The 18,328-nt window shown below is 50.3% G+C and carries 13 protein-coding genes and 1 pseudogene; 9 read left to right on the top strand and 5 right to left on the bottom strand.

Features of this window, described 5'->3' with window-relative positions; translation table 11 throughout:
• Positions 1-242 precede the first annotated feature (242 nt).
• The 6 genes from leuS to E5987_RS09990 all read left to right on the top strand — a co-directional run bounded on the left by leuS (position 243) and on the right by E5987_RS09990 (position 8,212).
• Positions 243-2,876 carry a leucine--tRNA ligase gene (leuS, locus tag E5987_RS10015; protein WP_160335955.1) on the top strand — a complete coding sequence of 878 codons (2,634 nt, stop codon included), beginning with the start codon at positions 243-245 and terminating at the stop codon, positions 2,874-2,876.
• Positions 2,877-2,936: 60 nt separating this feature from the next.
• The gene (locus tag E5987_RS10010; RefSeq protein WP_160335948.1) at positions 2,937-3,500 is read left to right on the top strand and encodes an LPS-assembly lipoprotein LptE; all 564 of its coding nucleotides are present in this window, start codon (positions 2,937-2,939) and stop codon (positions 3,498-3,500) included.
• Positions 3,500-4,510, top strand: coding sequence for a DNA polymerase III subunit delta (holA, locus tag E5987_RS10005; protein ID WP_160335947.1), 1,011 nt, complete (start codon positions 3,500-3,502; stop codon positions 4,508-4,510). Before E5987_RS10010 ends, holA begins: the two co-directional genes overlap by 1 nt.
• 4 nt (positions 4,511-4,514) lie before the next feature.
• Complete coding sequence (locus tag E5987_RS10000) at positions 4,515-5,798, top strand: glutamate-5-semialdehyde dehydrogenase (protein ID WP_160335946.1); 1,284 nt, start codon at positions 4,515-4,517, stop codon at positions 5,796-5,798.
• A gap of 82 nt (positions 5,799-5,880) precedes the next feature.
• On the top strand, positions 5,881-7,086 hold the full coding sequence (locus E5987_RS09995; RefSeq protein ID WP_160335945.1) for a THUMP domain-containing class I SAM-dependent RNA methyltransferase: 1,206 nt from the start codon (positions 5,881-5,883) through the stop codon (positions 7,084-7,086).
• 19 nt (positions 7,087-7,105) lie between these two features.
• Complete coding sequence (locus tag E5987_RS09990; RefSeq protein WP_160335944.1) at positions 7,106-8,212, top strand: M20 peptidase aminoacylase family protein; 1,107 nt, start codon at positions 7,106-7,108, stop codon at positions 8,210-8,212.
• Positions 8,213-9,288: 1,076 nt separating this feature from the next.
• On the opposite strand, the gene E5987_RS09985 is transcribed toward E5987_RS09990, so the two are convergent.
• The 3 genes from E5987_RS09985 to E5987_RS09975 all read right to left on the bottom strand — a co-directional run bounded on the left by E5987_RS09985 (position 9,289) and on the right by E5987_RS09975 (position 11,833).
• Positions 9,289-9,774, bottom strand: a complete 486-nt coding sequence (locus tag E5987_RS09985; RefSeq protein ID WP_160335943.1) for a GNAT family N-acetyltransferase — start codon at positions 9,772-9,774, stop codon at positions 9,289-9,291.
• 190 nt (positions 9,775-9,964) lie between these two features.
• Entirely contained in the window at positions 9,965-10,330 is a 366-nt protein-coding gene (locus tag E5987_RS09980) for a cytochrome c3 family protein (RefSeq protein ID WP_160335942.1), read from the bottom strand.
• Positions 10,331-10,342: 12 nt separating this feature from the next.
• Entirely contained in the window at positions 10,343-11,833 is a 1,491-nt protein-coding gene (locus tag E5987_RS09975) for an FAD-dependent oxidoreductase (protein WP_160335941.1), read from the bottom strand.
• A gap of 184 nt (positions 11,834-12,017) precedes the next feature.
• On the opposite strand from E5987_RS09975, the gene E5987_RS09970 reads away from it, so the two are divergent.
• Together E5987_RS09970 and E5987_RS09965 are read left to right on the top strand one after the other, a co-directional pair.
• Complete coding sequence (locus E5987_RS09970) at positions 12,018-13,763, top strand: ATP-binding protein (RefSeq protein ID WP_160335940.1); 1,746 nt, start codon at positions 12,018-12,020, stop codon at positions 13,761-13,763.
• Positions 13,756-14,373 (top strand): response regulator transcription factor, encoded by a 618-nt coding sequence (locus E5987_RS09965; RefSeq protein ID WP_160335939.1) that lies wholly within the window; start codon positions 13,756-13,758, stop codon positions 14,371-14,373. The genes E5987_RS09970 and E5987_RS09965 overlap by 8 nt, the downstream gene beginning before the upstream one ends.
• A 93-nt stretch (positions 14,374-14,466) precedes the next feature.
• On the opposite strand, the pseudogene E5987_RS09960 reads toward E5987_RS09965, so the two are convergent.
• A pseudogene (locus E5987_RS09960) lies at positions 14,467-15,102 on the bottom strand (autotransporter outer membrane beta-barrel domain-containing protein); the annotation flags it as partial.
• A 104-nt stretch (positions 15,103-15,206) separates the two neighbouring features.
• Between E5987_RS09960 and E5987_RS09955 the strand changes: the two are divergent.
• Positions 15,207-15,602 (top strand): hypothetical protein, encoded by a 396-nt coding sequence (locus E5987_RS09955; RefSeq protein WP_160335938.1) that lies wholly within the window; start codon positions 15,207-15,209, stop codon positions 15,600-15,602.
• A gap of 242 nt (positions 15,603-15,844) precedes the next feature.
• On the opposite strand, the gene E5987_RS09950 is transcribed toward E5987_RS09955, so the two are convergent.
• A complete protein-coding gene (locus E5987_RS09950; RefSeq protein WP_160335937.1) occupies positions 15,845-17,770 on the bottom strand; it encodes a SurA N-terminal domain-containing protein in 1,926 nt (641 codons plus the stop codon).
• Positions 17,771-18,328: the final 558 nt, after the last annotated feature.

Genomic DNA, 18,328 nt, shown 5'->3' with positions numbered 1-18,328 from the left:
TCGTTTCTTCTTTTTTAAAGATGCGAAAGTCTAGCAAACGATTCTGAAGACTGCCTTGAGAAAGACGCGCAAGTTTTACGCTTAGCCCTGAATTCCGCGCTGAGGAACTATTTTTCCGGGTATGTAACGAGCGGTATCTATATATTAGAGGCACACGCTCCTTTGACTTCGCAAATCCTCTATGGACGAGACGGATAACCTATAATTGACTCATTTTCTAGTTCGACAAGTTAATGAGTCTCATGAGAGAAACATACGATCCCGCGGAGGTTGAATCCGTACAACAAGCCCATTGGCGCAAGAACGATGTCTATCGAGCGGTTGAAAACGCATTAGACGCCAACGGCAAACCTAAGAAAAAATTCTACGTCTGCTCCATGCTTCCTTACCCTAGCGGCAAGCTGCACATGGGACACGTCCGTAACTACACGTTAAATGACGTCATGTACCGCTATCTGCGTATGCGCGGTATGAACGTCATGACCCCGATGGGCTGGGACTCCTTCGGCCTGCCCGCTGAGAACGCCGCGATTGCTAAAAAAGTCGCGCCCTCCAAATGGACCTTCAGCAACATCGCGGATATGAAGTCGCAGATGGAGCCGCTCGGCCTCGCTTTTGACTGGTCCCGTGAAGTGACCACCTGCAAGCCCGATTACTACCGCTGGAATCAGTGGATGTTCCTCAAGATGCTCGAAAAAGGCATCGCATACCGCAAGACTCAGATCGTTAACTGGGACCCGGTTGACCATACCGTACTCGCCAACGAACAGGTGATCGACGGAAAAGGCTGGCGAAGCGGCGCTCCGGTGGAAAAGCGTGAAATCCCGGGCTATTACCTCGGTATCACTCAGTACGCCGAAGAACTGCTCAAGGACCTCGATCAGCTCGAGGGCTGGCCGGAACAGGTCCGCCGTATGCAGGAACATTGGATCGGAAAATCCTACGGCGTCAATTTCGCATTCCCCTATGAAATCGACGGCGAAAAGAAAGAACTCCGTGTCTACACCACCCGCCCCGATACCATCATGGGCGTCACCTTTGCCGCAATCGCCGCGGAACACCCGCTTGCGGAAAGACTCGCAAAAGACAAACCCGAACTGCAGGCCTTTATTGAAGAATGCCGCAAAGGCTCTGTCTCCGAAGCCGATATGGCTTCAATGGAAAAGAAAGGCGTCAGAACCGGCTTCTTTGTGAAGCATCCGCTCACCGGAGAACCAGTTGAAGTCTGGATCGGCAACTACGTCCTGATGTCCTACGGCGAAGGCGCTGTCATGGGCGTACCGTCTCATGACGAACGCGATTTCGCTTTCGCGCTCAAGTACGGTCTGCCCATCACACAGGTCATCGCTAAAGAAGGCCATGAGTACGACAATACCGTCTGGCACGATTGGTATGCAGATAAGGAAGGTACCTACTGCATCAACTCCGGCAAGTACAACGGACTGAATTTTGAAGAAGCCAGAGAAGCGGTCGCTAAAGATCTCGAGGCGCTCGGACTCGGCCGACTTGAAGTTCAGTACCGTCTGCGCGACTGGGGCATCTCCCGTCAGCGCTACTGGGGCACTCCGATCCCGATCATTAACTGTCCGCACTGCGGCCCCGTTCCGGTTCCGGAAAAAGATCTCCCGGTTATTCTGCCGGACGACCTGATTCCTGACGGCTCAGGCAATCCGCTCGATAAGGACGAAAGATTCCTCAAGTGCACCTGCCCGAAGTGCGGCGCTGAAGCGAAACGAGAAACCGACACCATGGATACCTTCGTGGATTCCAGCTGGTATTACATGCGCTACTGCTCACCGGACTGCGAAACCGGTATGGTCGATGAACGCAACGATTACTGGATGCCGATGGATCAGTACATCGGCGGTATCGAACACGCGGTTCTGCACCTGCTCTACGCGCGCTTCTGGACAAAGGTCATGCGCGATCTCGGTCTCGTGAAGTTCGACGAGCCGTTTAAGCGCCTCTTTACTCAGGGTATGCTCACCTCCGAATGCTACTATCGCGAACTTCCGGGCGGAGGAAAGCGCTGGTTCTATCCGAGCGAGCTCGATATTGAATACGACCCGAAGGGACGCCCGATTAAGATTACAGCCAAAGAAGACGGTCTGCCCGTTATCAGCGGCGGCATCGAAAAGATGTCCAAGTCTAAGAACAACGTCGTGGAACCCTCCGTCATTATCGGCAAATACGGTGCCGATACCGCCCGAGCCTTCGTTATGTTTGCAGGACCTCCCGATCAGAGCGCCGCATGGAGCAATTCCGGCGCCGAAGGAACGTTCCGATTCATGCGCAGACTTTGGAATTTCGGCTACAGCTGCAGAGACATCATCGCGGAAAACATTCCGCTGAATGTGAACGAGCTGTCCCACGAAGATAAAGCTGTCAGACGCGATATCTATACTTCGCTCAAACAGGCCCTCTTCGATTTGGACCGCATGCAATACAACACCGTGGTCTCCGCCGCAATGAAGATGCTCAATACGCTTGAAGGCATCAAAAAGAGAGACGCCAAGGGAACGAAAGCGGTCATTAATGAATGCTTCTCCGTTCTTCTGAGAACCCTCTACCCGATCGCTCCGCATATTACAGCTCAGCTCTTCGAAGATCTCGGTTATCAGGATCGTATCGGCACCTCTATCCTTGACGCATCGGTTCCGGAAGTGGATACCAACGCGCTGATTGCCGATGAGATCAAATACGTGATCCAGATCAACGGTAAACTGCGCGGAGAAATCAATGTTCCTGCAGGCTCCGACAAAGCGACAGTCGAAGCTGCGGCCCTTGCCAATCCTGACGCACAGCGCTTCATGGACGGCAAACCCGCGCGCAAGATCATTATTGTTCCCAACAAACTGGTGAATATCGTCGTTTAACCCGCAGCGCGGCCGAGCCGGTCGATACCGGCCCGGCCCGTCTTAACCGAAGGTTTAATTTTGGCTAAAGTACGAACAGAATCCTCACACTCGGCTGCACTCAGCAGAAGAGCCTTTATCGCCGCCGGCGCGGCGGGTCTCTTCACGCTCTCCGGCTGCGGCTGGCATCTCAGAGGCAGACAGACGCTGCCCTTTTCAACGCTCTACATCGCAATGGGCGAGAATTCTTTGATCGCGGCGACAATCCGTCGCAACATTGAAGCCCAGACGAATGTGAAGGTCGTCAAGGTCCGTGATGAAGCGGAAGCGATTTTTGAATTTCTCGGACAGAACAGGGGGACCGCGGTGCTCGCATACAACTCGGAAGGCCGGGGACGTATCTACAGCCTGCGCTTAACAAATACCTTCCGTGTCGTCGCGCAAAACGGCAATGAGATCCTGCCCGCAACTCAGATCTACGCGACTCGCGAACTGATTAAAGACGAAAGCGACTACAACGGTATCGCCAACGAAGAGCGCCTGCTCTATGAAGAAATGCAGCAGGTCCTGATCCATCAGATGGTGGCGAGGATGGCGCACATCTCTGAGGAACAGTTCCGACTCGCAACGGAAACCAAAAAATAATGGCCGTCAGAAATTCTGTCGATCAACTACTTAAATCTAAAGCCGGCGGCGCTTTGCCGCCGCTTTGGTTTATTTTAGGAGACGAACCGCTGCTTGCGATCGAGGCTCAGGATTCCATTCGGCGCGCGGCTTTCGCAAACGGATATACCGAACGCAAGTCATTCTCGTTTGAAGGCAATGCCGATTACTCCGAACTCTACGAGGCGCTCGGCGATATGTCGCTCTTCGGAGAAAAATCCCTCATCGAAGTCACCTTTCCCCGCTCCACAATCGGCCGAAACGGCCCTGAGGCGGTAAAGGCAATGATTAAGGCGGCCGATGAGACCAAAATCGTGGTCGTCAGCCTTCTGCAATACGATTGGACAACCGAGAAGAAAGACTGGTTCATTGCGCTTAAAAATAATGCGAAATTAATCAGCGCGGAGCCGATCCCGAGAAATCGGCTTCCTCTTTGGATCACCGAACGGATTCAGGCTGTCAGCGGCCAGGCGCTCTCAGCAGAAGCCGCGGACTTTATCGCGGAAAAAACCGAGGGCAACCTGCTTGCGACACTGCAGGAAATCCAGAAACTCACACTGCTCTGCCAAAAACCGGAAATCGATCTCAATGATGTGATCGACGCCGTCTCCGATGTTTCGCGTTTTGATCAGGAAGCTCTTTTTATCGCGTTCCTCGAGGGCGACGCGGGCAGAGTTTCTAAAATTATCGATTCACTCGAAGCGGAAAACATTCAGATCCCCTCCTTCCTTTGGCGGCTCTCCGACGATGTACGCCGAATGATTCTCCACAAGCAGGGTCGAAAATTTTCTAGCTTCGGCATCGACAGCAACCACATTTTCGCGCTGAAGAAAGCTGCAGGGCGAACCACTCTGAAACGGCTTGAGCTGATACTGCATCGCCTGAGCGAGGTCGATCGTCTCAGCAAAGGCCTATTTGTAGAAAAAAGCGACGGAAACGCCTGGCAGGAGCTGAAAGCCGCCTGCCTGCTGCTCGCCGCTAAAAAGAGGTAATTATATGACCGAGACACTTAGCGCCGCAGATAAAATCGCGGTCATCGGAAAGGCGGCCAAAGCCGCTTCTTTCCAAATCGCAAACGCGTCTACCCAGCAGAAAAACGCTGTCCTTCTCAAATTGGCGGACCTTCTCGGCGACAATTTGGAAGATCTGATGAAGGCCAACGCGCTGGATTTGGATGCAGGCGCAAAGGCCGGTCTCTCCGACGCTTTTCTTGATCGTCTTGCGATCACAGATAAAGTCGTCGCTCAGATGGTTGAAGGACTTCGCCAAATCGCCTCGCTCAGAGACCCGATCGGCGAAGTTGTCGACATCCGTCCTCAGCCCTCCGGCATTGAAGTGGGCAGAATGCGCACACCGCTCGGCGTTGTGGCGATTATTTATGAATCCCGTCCGAACGTGACCATTGACGCCACCGCGCTCTGTATCAAGAGCGGCAACGCCGCAATCCTCAGAGGTGGCTCTGACGCCAAGCACTCCAACGCCTTTTTAGCTTCTTTGATCGCCCAGGCGCTTCAAGCCTGCGGACTTCCCTCAGACACAGTTCAGATCATTGCCGATCCGGACCGCGATCTGGTTGGTGAATTAATTCGCTGCCGCCACTATGTGGATGTTTTAATCCCGAGAGGCGGCAAAGGTCTGATTTCTCGCCTGATGAGCGAAGCGACCGTGCCGATGATCAAGCACCTCGAAGGCATCTGCCACACCTATGTCGACGAAACCGCTGATCTGTCGCTTGCCGTAAAAGTCTGCGACAACGCTAAAACTCAGCGCTATTCGCCCTGCAACGCGATGGAAACGCTGCTTGTGAACGAGTCCGTCGCGCAGGAATTCCTGCCTGTCATGTGCGCGCTGTATCTGAAGAAGAATGTTGAACTGCGCTGTGACCCTCAGTCCAAGTCTATTCTGAACGCCAAAGGCCTCACCGGCATCAAGGACGCAGCAGAAGAGGACTGGAGTACCGAATACAACGCGCCAATTCTCTCGGTAAAGGTCGTCAGGAATATTGATGAAGCGATCGCGCACATCAACACCTACGGCTCACACCACACCGACGCCATTATTACCAACAACCTTCAGCACTCGGAAAAATTCCTGCGTGAGGTGGATTCCTCAAGCGTGATGCTGAATACCTCGACTCGATTTGCCGATGGTTTTGAATACGGTCTCGGTGCGGAAATCGGTATTTCAACTGACAAGATTCACGCCAGAGGCCCGGTTGGAATCGAAGGTCTGACAAGTTTGAAATATGTTGTTTACGGACACGGCGAATTAAGAAAATAATTCTTATTCTGCAAGTGTTCCTACTAATTTTTTTCTTGGCGGGAAAGCTTAAAATCTCGTCAAAGTCTTATTGAGAAGTCTCGTGAATACACTATTGAAACCGTTTTACGCGGTCATTCCGTTATCACTGGAAGAACTCTTCGCTGAAGAGCTCAAGAAACTTGGTATTGAAAAATTCCGTGTACAAAAAGGCGGATGCTGGTTTGGCGCGGAAATGAACCAAATGATGAAGGTGAATCTCTGGACGCGTTATGCGTCCCGCATTCTCCTTAAACTTTCCGAATCGCCTTACCGCAGTGAAGACGACATCTATCGTCAGGTAAAGGCGATCAAGTGGGAGCAGTACTTTAAATCACGAAATTCCATCAAAGTAGAAGTTTCTGCACGTCACTCCCCGCTTAGAAGCCTGAATTTCGCAACGCTGCGCGTAAAAGACGCCGTCTGTGACTACTTCACGGACCAGGACGGCGAACGCCCTGACGTAGATAAGCACAATCCGGACATCCAGATCTATGTCCATCTGAATGAAAAAAGCTGCATCGTCTATCTTGACACATCCGGCGAGTCGCTCTTTAAGCGCGGATGGCGTGAAGCCAAAGGCGAAGCTCCCCTTAAAGAAAACCTTGCCGCAGGCCTTCTCGGTCTCGCCGGCTGGGAGCCCTCTATTGCGCTTCAGGATCCGTTCTGCGGCTCGGGCACCATTCTAATCGAGGCTGCGACGATCGCCGCCAATATTGCTCCGGGCATTAACCGCCGCTTCGGTTTTGAGAAGTTTGTCGGTTTTGATTCCAACGCTTGGCAGCAGATGAAGAAAGAAGCCCGAATGGCTGTTAACTGGGATGCTGACGTCAATATCTCTGGAAGCGATATTTCCACGCTGATTGTCGATCGTGCAGGAAAAAATGCCGAACTAGCGGGACTTGGCCGCTGGCTCTCTGAAGGCAAACTTCGTTTCTCAGCCTGTGACGCGCGCGAAGTGCTTCCCTCATCAGAGACACCCGGACTGATCGTTGCCAATCCGCCTTATGGCGAACAATCGAATCCGAAATCCGCCAGTGTCGCCTCCATGATGAAAGACGTCGCAGACAACCTGAAGCATCATTTCGCAGGCTGGACGGTTTGGATGCTGACCAGTGACCGAATGCTTCCGAGACAGATGCGTCTGTCCGAATCCAGAAAAATCGTATTTTTCAACGGCCCTCTTGAATGCCGCTTCTTCCGCTTTAATATGACAGCGGGGTCCAATCGCAGAAAAGAGGATACAAAAACACAAGACTCAGTCAATTAATCTGAATAAAGGAGATTTCATGAAACCTAATGATTTTGATGTCGTTTCCATGAGAACTGAGCTCCACGAAATTCCGGAGCTTGGCTTTCAGGAGAAGAAGACCAGCGATTATGTTGCCGCCAAACTGACCGAACTTGGCCTTAAACCGATCCGCAATGTCGGCGGGACAGGCGTTGTGGCCTACATCGACGGTACAGAGCCCGGCCCCACAGTGATGCTGCGTGCTGACATGGATGCGCTTCCCTTCAAAATCGACGGCAAAGACGTCTGCATCCACGCATGCGGCCACGACTCCCACACTGCGATGGGTCTTGCCACAGCTGCTCGCCTCGTTGGAAATGTTAAGAAAGGCCGTGTAAAACTGCTCTTCCAGCCGGCTGAAGAAACACTTTTTGGAGCACTTAAGTGCATCGAAGACGGTGTCCTTGATGACGTCGACTACGCCTTCGGCGCTCACGTTCGTCCGATTCAGGACATTCCTGACGGTACAGTCTGCGCAGCGGTTCGCCACACAGCGAGCACATTCTGCTGGGTTGATATCCACGGTGAGGTCGCTCACGCCTCCCGTCCGCATCTCGGCAAGAGCGTTGTAGAAGCCGCGGTTCTGGCCACTAACGCGGTGAACTCCCTCTGGGTCAACCCGAATAAGGCTTGGTCCGCTAAAGTGACAACCATCGACTGCCGTTCCACAGCTAGCAACATCATTCCGGATAAAGGCCGTATGTGCTTAGACATCCGTGCTCAGGACAATGCGACAATGGATGAGCTTCTTGAAAAACTCAAGGTCGCGATCACAAACGCCTGCGCCTGCGTCGGCTGTGCCTGCGAAATCTCCTTCCCGGGCGGCGTTATCCCGGCTGCGGAATATGACGAGGATCTCGTTACAGAAGTTCGTGAAACGATTAAAGAAGTCCTTGGTGAAGAAAAACTTGCTAATGACTGCGGTGGCGGCGGCGAAGACTTCCACTATTTCGTTCAGAAGAAACCCTCCATCCACGCTGCTTACATTGGCGTCGGCACAGGTGTTACACCGGGTCTGCACAACCCGACCATGACCATGAATCCGGAATCTCTGCGCAACGGCGTTGAAGTCCTGACAAAACTGGTTCTGGACAAAGTCGGCTAATCCGATTACGCCTTAGACATCAAACCCGCCTTGTCATTTTGAGGCGGGTTTACTTTTTAGTGAGCTCGTTTAATTTCGGGGTAGACGATTTTGAATCGATCAGATTAAAATCTCGTGCCGGTAAATTCCGATTACCGCCCGCTCTCTCTAGATGTTGAGAACAGGGCTATTTTTCATTACTGCGTTAACGCAGATAATTAAACAGTCTTCGATGATTCCGCGACTGTGGCATTGCGTTTCTAAGATAAATAAGATGAACCTCGCTCGCGCAGAGAACTCCTTTGCGAGCGGGAAAATTCCGATCTGAGTGGCTTCATCCGTGATGTCGGGATGTTCGCTGACAAAGAAGCCCACGACAATCAAGTCATCCAATCAGAACGGACGACCAAACGGAATCAGCACTGGAGCACCGAGAAATCGATTGCACTGTTCGAGGTTGGCCCGAACGCCATCTTTCTCAGTTCTTTCACCTGAGTTTGGCAGAATTTATCAAATAAAAAAGCTCTCAGTCTTTGATTATCAGGGAGTTGAGAACGGTTCAAGCCCGCTCGCGCGGGGAACTCTTTGATACAACGGCTTGCGGGACTCGATGGGAGGGATCAAGCCCGCTCGCGCGGGGAACTCACTTAAGTATGGTATTAGATATCCGGACTAATTTTTAAAGAACTTTTTTAATTTTTTGGTCTAAAACTTACCTGTCGAATCCCTTCTTCTCCATAGCTTGTCTGGGATTCTCTCCAAAAGTCTTAAATTCAAATCAGAATTCTTGATTTGTTCGCTATACGTTAGATATATTACCATCCCCATCCAACTGATGTGACTACTTCCAAAGCCTATCTCTAACTTCCCACACAACCATCGTCATTAAAGTCTGCCTTTTCGCATTAGAAACTGTAATCGCGGACTCCTGCAAAATAACAACCCCGCCCGCAGCTAACACCTCTTCAATCCAAGGAATTAATCTTTCTGTTATTTTTCATTGTCTAAATATATCCCTACTGACTGAGTATCCCATCAGGTCCGGTTTTGAGAAATTGTAAGATGCAATCTCAAATACTTTGGACGGAATCTCATTCTTAAAGAATTTTTTCGAAAATAAGCTCTTTCAGCGCGCGATCTTCCAGAGTAAACGGCTTCTCTTCGATCAGATTAAAACCTCTGCGGCGATAGATCCCGATCGCAGTTTCACTTTCAGTAAATGTCGAGAGCCACGCTTTTTTGAATCCTGCTTCACGGCAGTACTGCATCGCATCGTTAAACAGTCGTCCGCCAATTCCGCGGCCTCGGTATTTCGGATCAAGGTTGAACCATCTGAGCTGTGCGGTTTCTCCACGGTCAACAACGCCAACTGATCCGACAAAAGAGCCTCCTTCGTCTTCAGCGATCCAAATTCGATTGCGCGGCTGGGGATCTATCAGAAACTCAGCAAATGTCTTAGCGACATATCCCTCAAACGACAGCGGATAACCAAAATCCGCACTGCCGTAGATTCCGGCGTATTCGACTAGGCGTCCGATATCTCCCGGCCGCAGTTCAGTTCTGACGGTAATTTGAGATTCCATATTTATACTGTTACTTCTCAGGCTGTTTAAATTTTACGACCAAAACATGAAGTTACTCTTCTTGGGAGTCTAAAACCTCACCCGTGACTCCTTCTTGTTAAGGCCTTAATGCCAGAGTGCTTTCCGAAACCGCACCATAAGCCGGAAACGCAAGACGCCGCAAATTGCGGCGTCTTGCTCAATCAGACTATTACTTAGCCGGTTTTTCGATCTTGCGGATCGTGAAGTTGTGGCACTGGTTGCACATCAGCACGGGTTTGGCAAGATTCGGTTTGTGACAGTCTTCGCAGTTCACCTGCCCCAGATGGGATTTATGCGGGTTCGGAGACAGATCCGAAGTCATCTGACCGAGTTTTTCATAGTCGCCGTGACATTTCATGCACTGATATTTAGTGACATAGCCGTCAACGCTTTTCGGCCACATTGCGCCGTGGACCTGTTCAAGAGTCTTGGGCTGCGCCGCAGCGGGAGCTGCCGGAGCGTCAGCCGCGTAAACGGACAGACTGAACGCAGAAGTAATTGCTAAAGAAGCAAGCGCTAAAAGTGTTTTTTTCATGTCAATCTCCTCTTACTTGGCCTGTTGTGCGCGGTCAGCCATTTCTTTACCCGCGATACGTCCGAACACAGTCGCTGCGCCTAACTGAGCGCCGCCCGCATAGTTGTGGAAGAAAATACCACCGGCGGAGTTGCCGACTGCGTAGAGACCCGGGATGGTCTTGCCGTCCAGGCTCTGGATTTCAGCCTTGGTGTTGATGAGCGGGCCGCCGAAGGTGGCAGTCATACCGCCCTGAAGCGGAACTGCGTAGAACGGAGCCTTTTCAATCGGATGCGGCTTCTTATAGGTGCACGGAGGATTCATATCGGCAAGCTTGCCGTCTTTGAGCGCCTGATTGTACTGAGCAACCACTTTGGCAATCTTTTCAGCCGGAAGACCGACCTGTTTTGCCGCTTCTTCAATAGTGTTGCCCTTGCCGTACGGGCTGTTCAGACGATCAAACTTCGGAATAACTTTGTCAAGAACCGGGCAGGTAGAGTCAACAATCACGTAACCGGTGTTGTCAAGAGTCTGCTGCGCAGTTGTGCGGGCCTTGATCACGTATGTGTTGTTTTCGTCCATGTAGCGGTTGCCGGCGGTGTTCACCTGAACGCCGTAGCCGGAGTTCAGAACGTCGGCCGGGTTAACGTGTGTGGCGCCGATGATCGGACCGGAGTGGAACTGGTCCATGTTGACGCATTTCGCATAAAGCGGAAGCGTCAGAGAAATGTTTTCACCGGTTGTGGACTTAGAGCCGCGAAGCACCATACGGGTTGCCCAGCCGCCGATGTATTTGTCAACCATTTCAGGATTGGCAGAGAAGCCGCCTGTCGCGATCGCGACACCGCCTTTGGAGAAGTATTCTTCCTGGCCGTTCGGTGTCTGGATCTTGACGCCGGTCACTTCCATCTTGTCATTGTGCAGAAGCTCAATACCTTTGTGCTCGAATTTAACTTCAACACCGTTTTTCTCAGCGGCAGCAAGCAGTTTCTTAACGAGCTGAGCACCGCCGGTGAGGCCTTCGCCGTCAACACGGCAAGTACGGCCTAAGCGCGGATAAGGCATCGGACGAATCTTTCCGAACTTAACTCCGATATCCTGTTCGAGCCAGTCAATAGCAGCCGGAATGTTGTCGGTGTATGTGCGGTTCAGAGCCTTGTCACCCATCTGCTTGGAGACGTCCATCATCATGGCGTAGAAGTCTTCAGCAGTATCCTTAATGCCCTGCTCTTTCTGATGGCGGGAACCCCAGCCGCAGACAGAACCTAAAGCAAAAATAGCGTTGCCGTCAGGACGGTCGCGTTTTTCAAAAACGACAACTTTCTTAGCACCGGCCTGTTTGGCGGCAATTGCTGTGACAAGTCCGGCAGGACCGGCGCCCAACACGATTACGTCATAAACATTGTTCTTGCCTGCAGGCTGAGCGTCTTTCTTCTCGGCTGCCGAGACAGTTGAAACCGCTGCCAGACCGGCTGCAAATGTACCGGCGAAACTGCCTTTTAAAATACTGCGTCTGTTTAGCATTTCTGAGGTCTCCAAAAAACGGACTATCCTGAGTCCTATAAAGGGGTTTATTCAGATTAGAAAATTCGCATTTATATGAATAGCGCAAGTAAGTGATCCCGTGAGAAACTTACTGCTAATGAATTTTCATGAGATAAATTTTATTGATGATCGTTTAGGATAAATATCCTAATTCGCTTAAGAAATGCCTAAGGTTTTCTACTTACTGCCGCTCATGGCTGTCTGTCTAATCAGTTCAGCATCCGAACTGCCGGTGATTCGCATCGGCTGTCAGATGGTTACGGATACGCCTAAGTATCAAAACTTTATCAGTGACTCTTTGAAGGATATCGAAGAGCAGCTGAAGGGAAAATATCGAGTTGAAATCGAAAATCTGACCAGTAATCAATTAAGAAAAAAAATCGAATCCCACGAGATTGATTACTTTATCTCTGACAGCATGTTCTATCTCGGCGTATCCGCCTCCTCCGGTCCGAATTCCGCTTCGCGCCTGGCTGTGCTTTGGCATCCGAGAGCGGTGAACCCGACCGAATCCGAAGGCGGTACGATCATTTCCCTCAAAAGCGAAGAAAATAAAACGCTTCTGCAGCTCGAAGGTCAGACTCTCGCCGCAAAATCCGAACGGGATTACGTCTCCTACGGAGCTCTCCGGCGGGAAATCTTCGAATTGCATAAGAACCCGAAACATTTCTTTGATTCCGTTTCTTTCCTCGGTTCTTACGACGATGTCATCGATTCGGTTATCTCCGGAAAATCAGATCTCGGCATTATTCCCACCTGTTACATAGAAGAGCATAATCTTGACCCCAGGATGAAGGAAATTAAACCTCAGGCAGTTAAAAATCAGAAAGCGCTTTCCTGTTTCAGCAGCACGCGGCTATATTTGGGACTGGTATTTGCGGCTTCCTATGACGCCGATCCTTATTTAAATCGTCTGATTCTCGCAGAGCTCCTCGACACTCCCGCCCACGACGGTTTCGTCTGGACCGTCGGCGGAGATATTTCTCAGGGACACGAGCTCTTCAAGGCGCTTAACGAGGAACAATACGAAAAACTCTCACGATCGGCGCTTATGCGTCATCTCGAAGAGAAATCTCCTTACATATTAGCCGCACTCGGCGCTTTGATTCTTTTCTTCATCCACTGGTTCAGCGTCAATCGCCTCGTTGAAAAACGCACCCGACAGCTGATCAAAGCCCAAAAAGAAACCGACAAAATTAAAGAACAGTTTGCCGCTATGCAGCGAGTGGGCGTCATCGGTTTAATGTCGAGCACACTTTCTCATGAACTTAAACAGCCGATTTCTGTCATCGGCAATTATCTGCAGGGGATGCGCCTGCTGCGCAAGAGCGGCAGGATGACCGATAAGGCGCTCGACGAGTCGATTGAAAACATCGGCGCACAAATCGAACGAGCGAACAGCATCATTAAAAAGGTTCGTTCTTATGCCGGAAAAAAATCCTCGGAGAGAAAGCCGACGGATTTAAAAGAGATTATTGAGCGTTCAATTTCCGATCTACTCAAAACTCGAACTAAACGTACGGAAATTTCGTTTAAACCCTGTCGCGAAACAGTAATTGTTGACGCAGATGAGACTGAGCTCCACCTGGCTGTACACAACATTATTAAAAATGCCGTCGAAGCCTGTGAAGAGCAGCCTTCGCCCCTGGTGGGCGTCAGCCTATCGATAGAAAACGGAAAAGCGGTGTTTGCCGTCACGGACAACGGCCCGATCCTTGCGCCTGAAGCTATTGAAAATATTAAAAAACCGCTCTGGACCTCTAAGAAAAACGGCATGGGCCTTGGCATTCCGATCGTCAGCCGCATCGCCGAAGCTCACCGCGGCTCGTTAACTTTTGATACGGACGATAAAGGTTCTTTAGTTGTTACACTGCGTCTGCCTTTAACAAAGGAAAGTAAAAATGCCTGATTCACTCGCTCGTGTTCGAATTGTCGATGACGACCCGGATATGCTGAAGTCGTGGGAGTTTCTCCTGAGCAGCGCCGGTTATCTCGTCTCCGCATACGGCTCAGCCAAAGAGTTTCTTGATAATGATGATCCGAGCATCCCCGGCTGTCTTGTACTGGATATTCGGATGCCGGAAATCAGCGGGCTGGAACTTCAGGAAGTACTGAATGAAGAGCGCAATCCTCTGCCGATTATTTTCTGCTCGGCGCACGCTTCAATTGATATGTGTGTATCCGCACTCAAGCATGGTGCGATCGATTTCATGGAAAAGCCGGTCGATGCCGACCGGCTGATTCTGGCGATTGAGAATGCCTGCGCGCTCAACCGAAAAAATTCGGACGAGGCGCGGGACAGACGCAAAATACTGGAGAAATTCAACACCCTGACTACACGCGAGCAAGAAGTTGCATTCGCGCTCGCTGACGGAATCTCCAACCGGGAGGCCGGACAGAAACTCGGCATTACAGAAAAAACTGTACAAATTCACCGCGGCTCTCTGTGCCGCAAAATGTCTATCCGCTCCCAGGTAGAGATCGCCAATCTCGTCAAGATTGTTCTTGAGGAACGTTAGAAAATAAAGCGAACTCCTGCGTCTACGCGGTACTCCTGCTGAAGCTTTCCGCCGAATGAGCGCTTCACGTGTGCAAAGCCGCTCACGTTCTTATCAAATCGATATCGCACCGGCTGAGATCTCGCCCCAAGTATCTTTCAAATCAACCTTGCTTTGGTTCCGCGCGTTCTTCACGGAATAATCCACCTTATAGTCTGCGGTAAATTCGCGCAGAGCGTCTGCTCTAATAAACTCACTGCCTTGCTTTGCCTTATAACCGGCGCCGACGCCTGCTCTTCCGATCAGACTATTCATGCTCTTCACATGAGCCGTCACACCGGTATCGGTTTTAAAGGAGGTATGGCGAATATTGCCGTACAGGATCTGAACCTGAGGATCCACGAACCAATTCTCTTCCGCGCCGAATGTGAAACGCTTTCCTGCCTCTACTCCGGTCTGGACCGCATACGTATTAAAGCGTCCTTTTGAGACGTAACGATTCATATCGGAGACAGCGGTAAATTTATTGTGCATTCGGCTCGCTTTCAGCGTGATGTCTGCATACATTCCATTGTTTCCAATGTGTGTACCGTACAACGTAACGCCGGCAGAATGATTTTTAGAGCTGCCGCCGTTTGCGTAATCTCCGTACCGCCGCAAATAGGTTACCGCGGCTCCGACGAGCATACGGCCTGCATCATAAGAGGCTGCCTCATGATCAAAACCGATCTGTACACCGCCAAAATAGTTTTTGAAATAGTCTCCGCTTTTGCATGCCTAAGGCTTTAATATGGGCTTTAACTATAATTAAAATACCTCGCCCGATTTAATAAACTTATCGACACTAGTAAAAAATGAAAAACCCTCTCATCTTATTGCCTCTGTTCGCTTTCCTTATTGGCTGCACCACCTCTAACCTAACCGCTGACAAGGCAATATTTGTTCAACCATCCGCACAGGCAACCCCAACTAAAGAAAGACCTATTAAAGTCACTCTGATGAGAGACTACGGAGCGTTGACCTCTTCCGGAGCAACATTCTACATTTACGACAACAATAAGAAGGTTGCTCAACTCGAATCAAGAGAAATGACAGTCTATTATGCAGAACCCGGAAATCATTCAATTCTCCTAGGAAACTCACGCGGTCACGGAACGATCCACTCATTCTCCGAATTTAGAGTTGGTGAAAATCCGGAATTTCATTTCGGAGTGGACGCAAGCTATTTTTATGTCAAAAGAGTGAAATAAAAGCGATCGCCGTTCACTCAGCTGCTAAAGAAAACAACTCTGCTTCACTTGCGTGAGTAAAACCTTGGGTGAAACAAATTCGACTTGAGGACCGAGATGCTGCCGATACCAAACGGCAGCAGCGGTTGGTTCGAAGCTTCCGATCAGCCTGGTGCCCATAAATAAAAATCGTCTTTCAAAACTCCGCACATGAAAAAACCGCCTCAAATCCTGAGGCGGTCGTGCTTAGCTGAGATTCTGTTTTAGTTCATTGCTCTCTGCGGCTGGTAGTCGAATTCTTTCTTCAGAATTTCAAACTTGTATAAGCGCTTGAGAGCGTCGTAATAAGCCTGCTCCTCCGCCATGGACTGCGCGTGCAGAGCCGACTGATGAATCTGGCCTGCCTGGGAGTCGTCATTCTTGGGCATCTTGCTCGATTCAACATAGCTGATTACGTAAGAACCGTCGGGAACCTGAACACCGGTAAATGCAGGAAGCACTTTCGCAGGAACACTCAGCTCGGCCTGCACCAGTGTTTCAGACTGAGACTGAGGATTGACGCGGGAAACGACCTGTGTATGGCCGAAACCTTCGAGATCCTTCTTCGCGCGAAGCTGAGCAAGCTTTTCTTCGCCGGCCTTCTTCGCAAGCTCAGACGCTTTCTGATGCTCAAGCTCGCTCTTGATCTCTTCCTTCACCTCAGCAAAGGTCTTCAGGTGAGCGGGGCTGTGCTGCACAACACGGGCTGAGACCAGAGTGTTGGCAGCGACTTCAACCGCCTGAGTATTGCGTTTTTCCTGAAGCGAATCCGGTGAGAAAAGATCCTCAACCACACGTTTGGTAATGTAGGCCGCATCCTCTGAGGACGGCGGAAGACCGTTTGCGGTCAGATCATTCAGCTTATGAATCTTTAATCCGAATTTCTCAACAACCGGTTCCAGGCTGTCGCTCTGCTCGTAAACCATGTTGGTGAAGTTGTCGGCGTTTTCCGCAAACAGCTGCTGGCGCTGCTGATTCTGCCAAAGAGTTACGAGTTCCGGACGAACTTCAGCAAAACTCTTTACCGCTGCCGGAATCACGTCGGTCACGTGAATGATGTGATAGCCGAATTCCGTTTTAACCGGAGGAAGAATGTCTCCCTTCTTAGCTTCAAAAACGGCTTTTTCAAATTCAGGAACCATCTGATCCTTACCGAAGTAGTCCAGATCGCCGCCGTTCTGAGCGGAACCGACGTCTGAAGAGTTCGTGCGCGCAAGCTCGGCGAACTTAGAGGGATCGGCTTTGGCTTCTTTATAGATTTCTTCTGCTTTAGCCTTGGCATCCGCATCCGCCTTTGTAGCGTCCTTTTCAGCGCTGTCCGGAGAAATCAGAATGTGAGAAGCTCTGCGGCTTTCAGGAACGCCGAAACGAGCTTTGTTCTGTTCGTAGTAGGCCTTGAGTTCATCTTCAGAAGGCTGCGCTGTGACTTTGATTGTCTGCGGCGACATCACAACAAATTCAATGTTCAGCATCTCAGGTGCATGGAACTGATCTTTGTGACTGTCGTAGTACTTCTGCATTTCTTCGTCTGTGATCTTGACCTGGCTCATATAGGAAGCCGGGTCAAATGAAATGGTACGGACTGTGCGTTCTTCTCTCAGAATATCGTTGAGGATAGCTGCGGACTTCTTAGGAACAAACACGGTCTGAGCAACAGAATTGGTCAGCATGTCCATAACCAGATCTCTGCGCAGCTCCTGCACAAACTGCTGGTCACTCTTGCCGCGGGCTGCGAGGTAATTCTCGTACAGTTCAGGAGAGAACTGGCCGTCCTTTTTGAACGCGTCGGCGTTCTTGATCACATTGATCGCGTCAGCGTCGCTTACCTGCATGTAATGATGCGACATCTGAGCAAGCAGAGCTCGTCTGGAAGCAATCTGCTGAAGGATTGCCGAGTTAGCCTCAGCGGTATCAAAGAGGCTGGTATCAATCTGACCGCCCTGACGGTTGCGCTCGCGTTCGATAAACTCTCGTTTCTGACCGTCGAATTCTTCAGGCTGAATTCCTTTTCCGTCAACCTTGGCAATTGCGTTTGCATCTGGGTTCAGACGGCTGTAGCCGTTAATGCCGATAAACACAAATGCCGGAATGATCAGAATCATAGCTAGGAGCATCAGCCATCGTTTCTGGTTTCTAAATGATTGGAACATTGGGATCCTCGAACTCTAAACAGAGCCTTTTAGTGTTTCAAACTCAAACTATGGATTATCCTACATTTCGGTTAATCGTTGCTGAAAAATCGAAATTCTCCGCAGAGAGAATCCTTCATTTGTAGAGCCGAGGGTCATGCCAAAAACATCTGCGCCTAAAAGAGAACGCTGAGGCCCTTTCCTGAAACTCTTTTCCGCTTGGTTTGTGCCCTAGGTTGGGAGCGATTTAAACGTGATACATTGCCCTCCCTCATTTAATGAAAATCATATCAAATCGCGGAACGGAATTTGCGAATAGAAGGGCCGCATCAGCCAATCTCCTAGTGATTTCTTCGATTGTTTAAAACAGAGTAGTCGCTGCCGGTAAAGAATTCTCGCCGGGGATTTCTTTTTTTAACCTGAATTCCCAAAATTCTAGGAGCTATTTTTACAAATAGTCTCATCTTCAATTTAACTAATTGATTTTATACCCCTTTTGAGCAATGCATGGATGGACTTCTTCAACTTCATAGGCGATAATTATAACCTATGAAAGAAACCAATCACCCTACAAATATG

The organism is Parasutterella muris (genome assembly GCF_009767915.1).
Lineage (GTDB): Bacteria > Pseudomonadota > Gammaproteobacteria > Burkholderiales > Burkholderiaceae_F > Parasutterella > Parasutterella muris.
The sequence above is the reverse complement of the archived record's forward strand: the minus strand, read 5'-3'. Positions and strand labels throughout refer to the sequence as shown.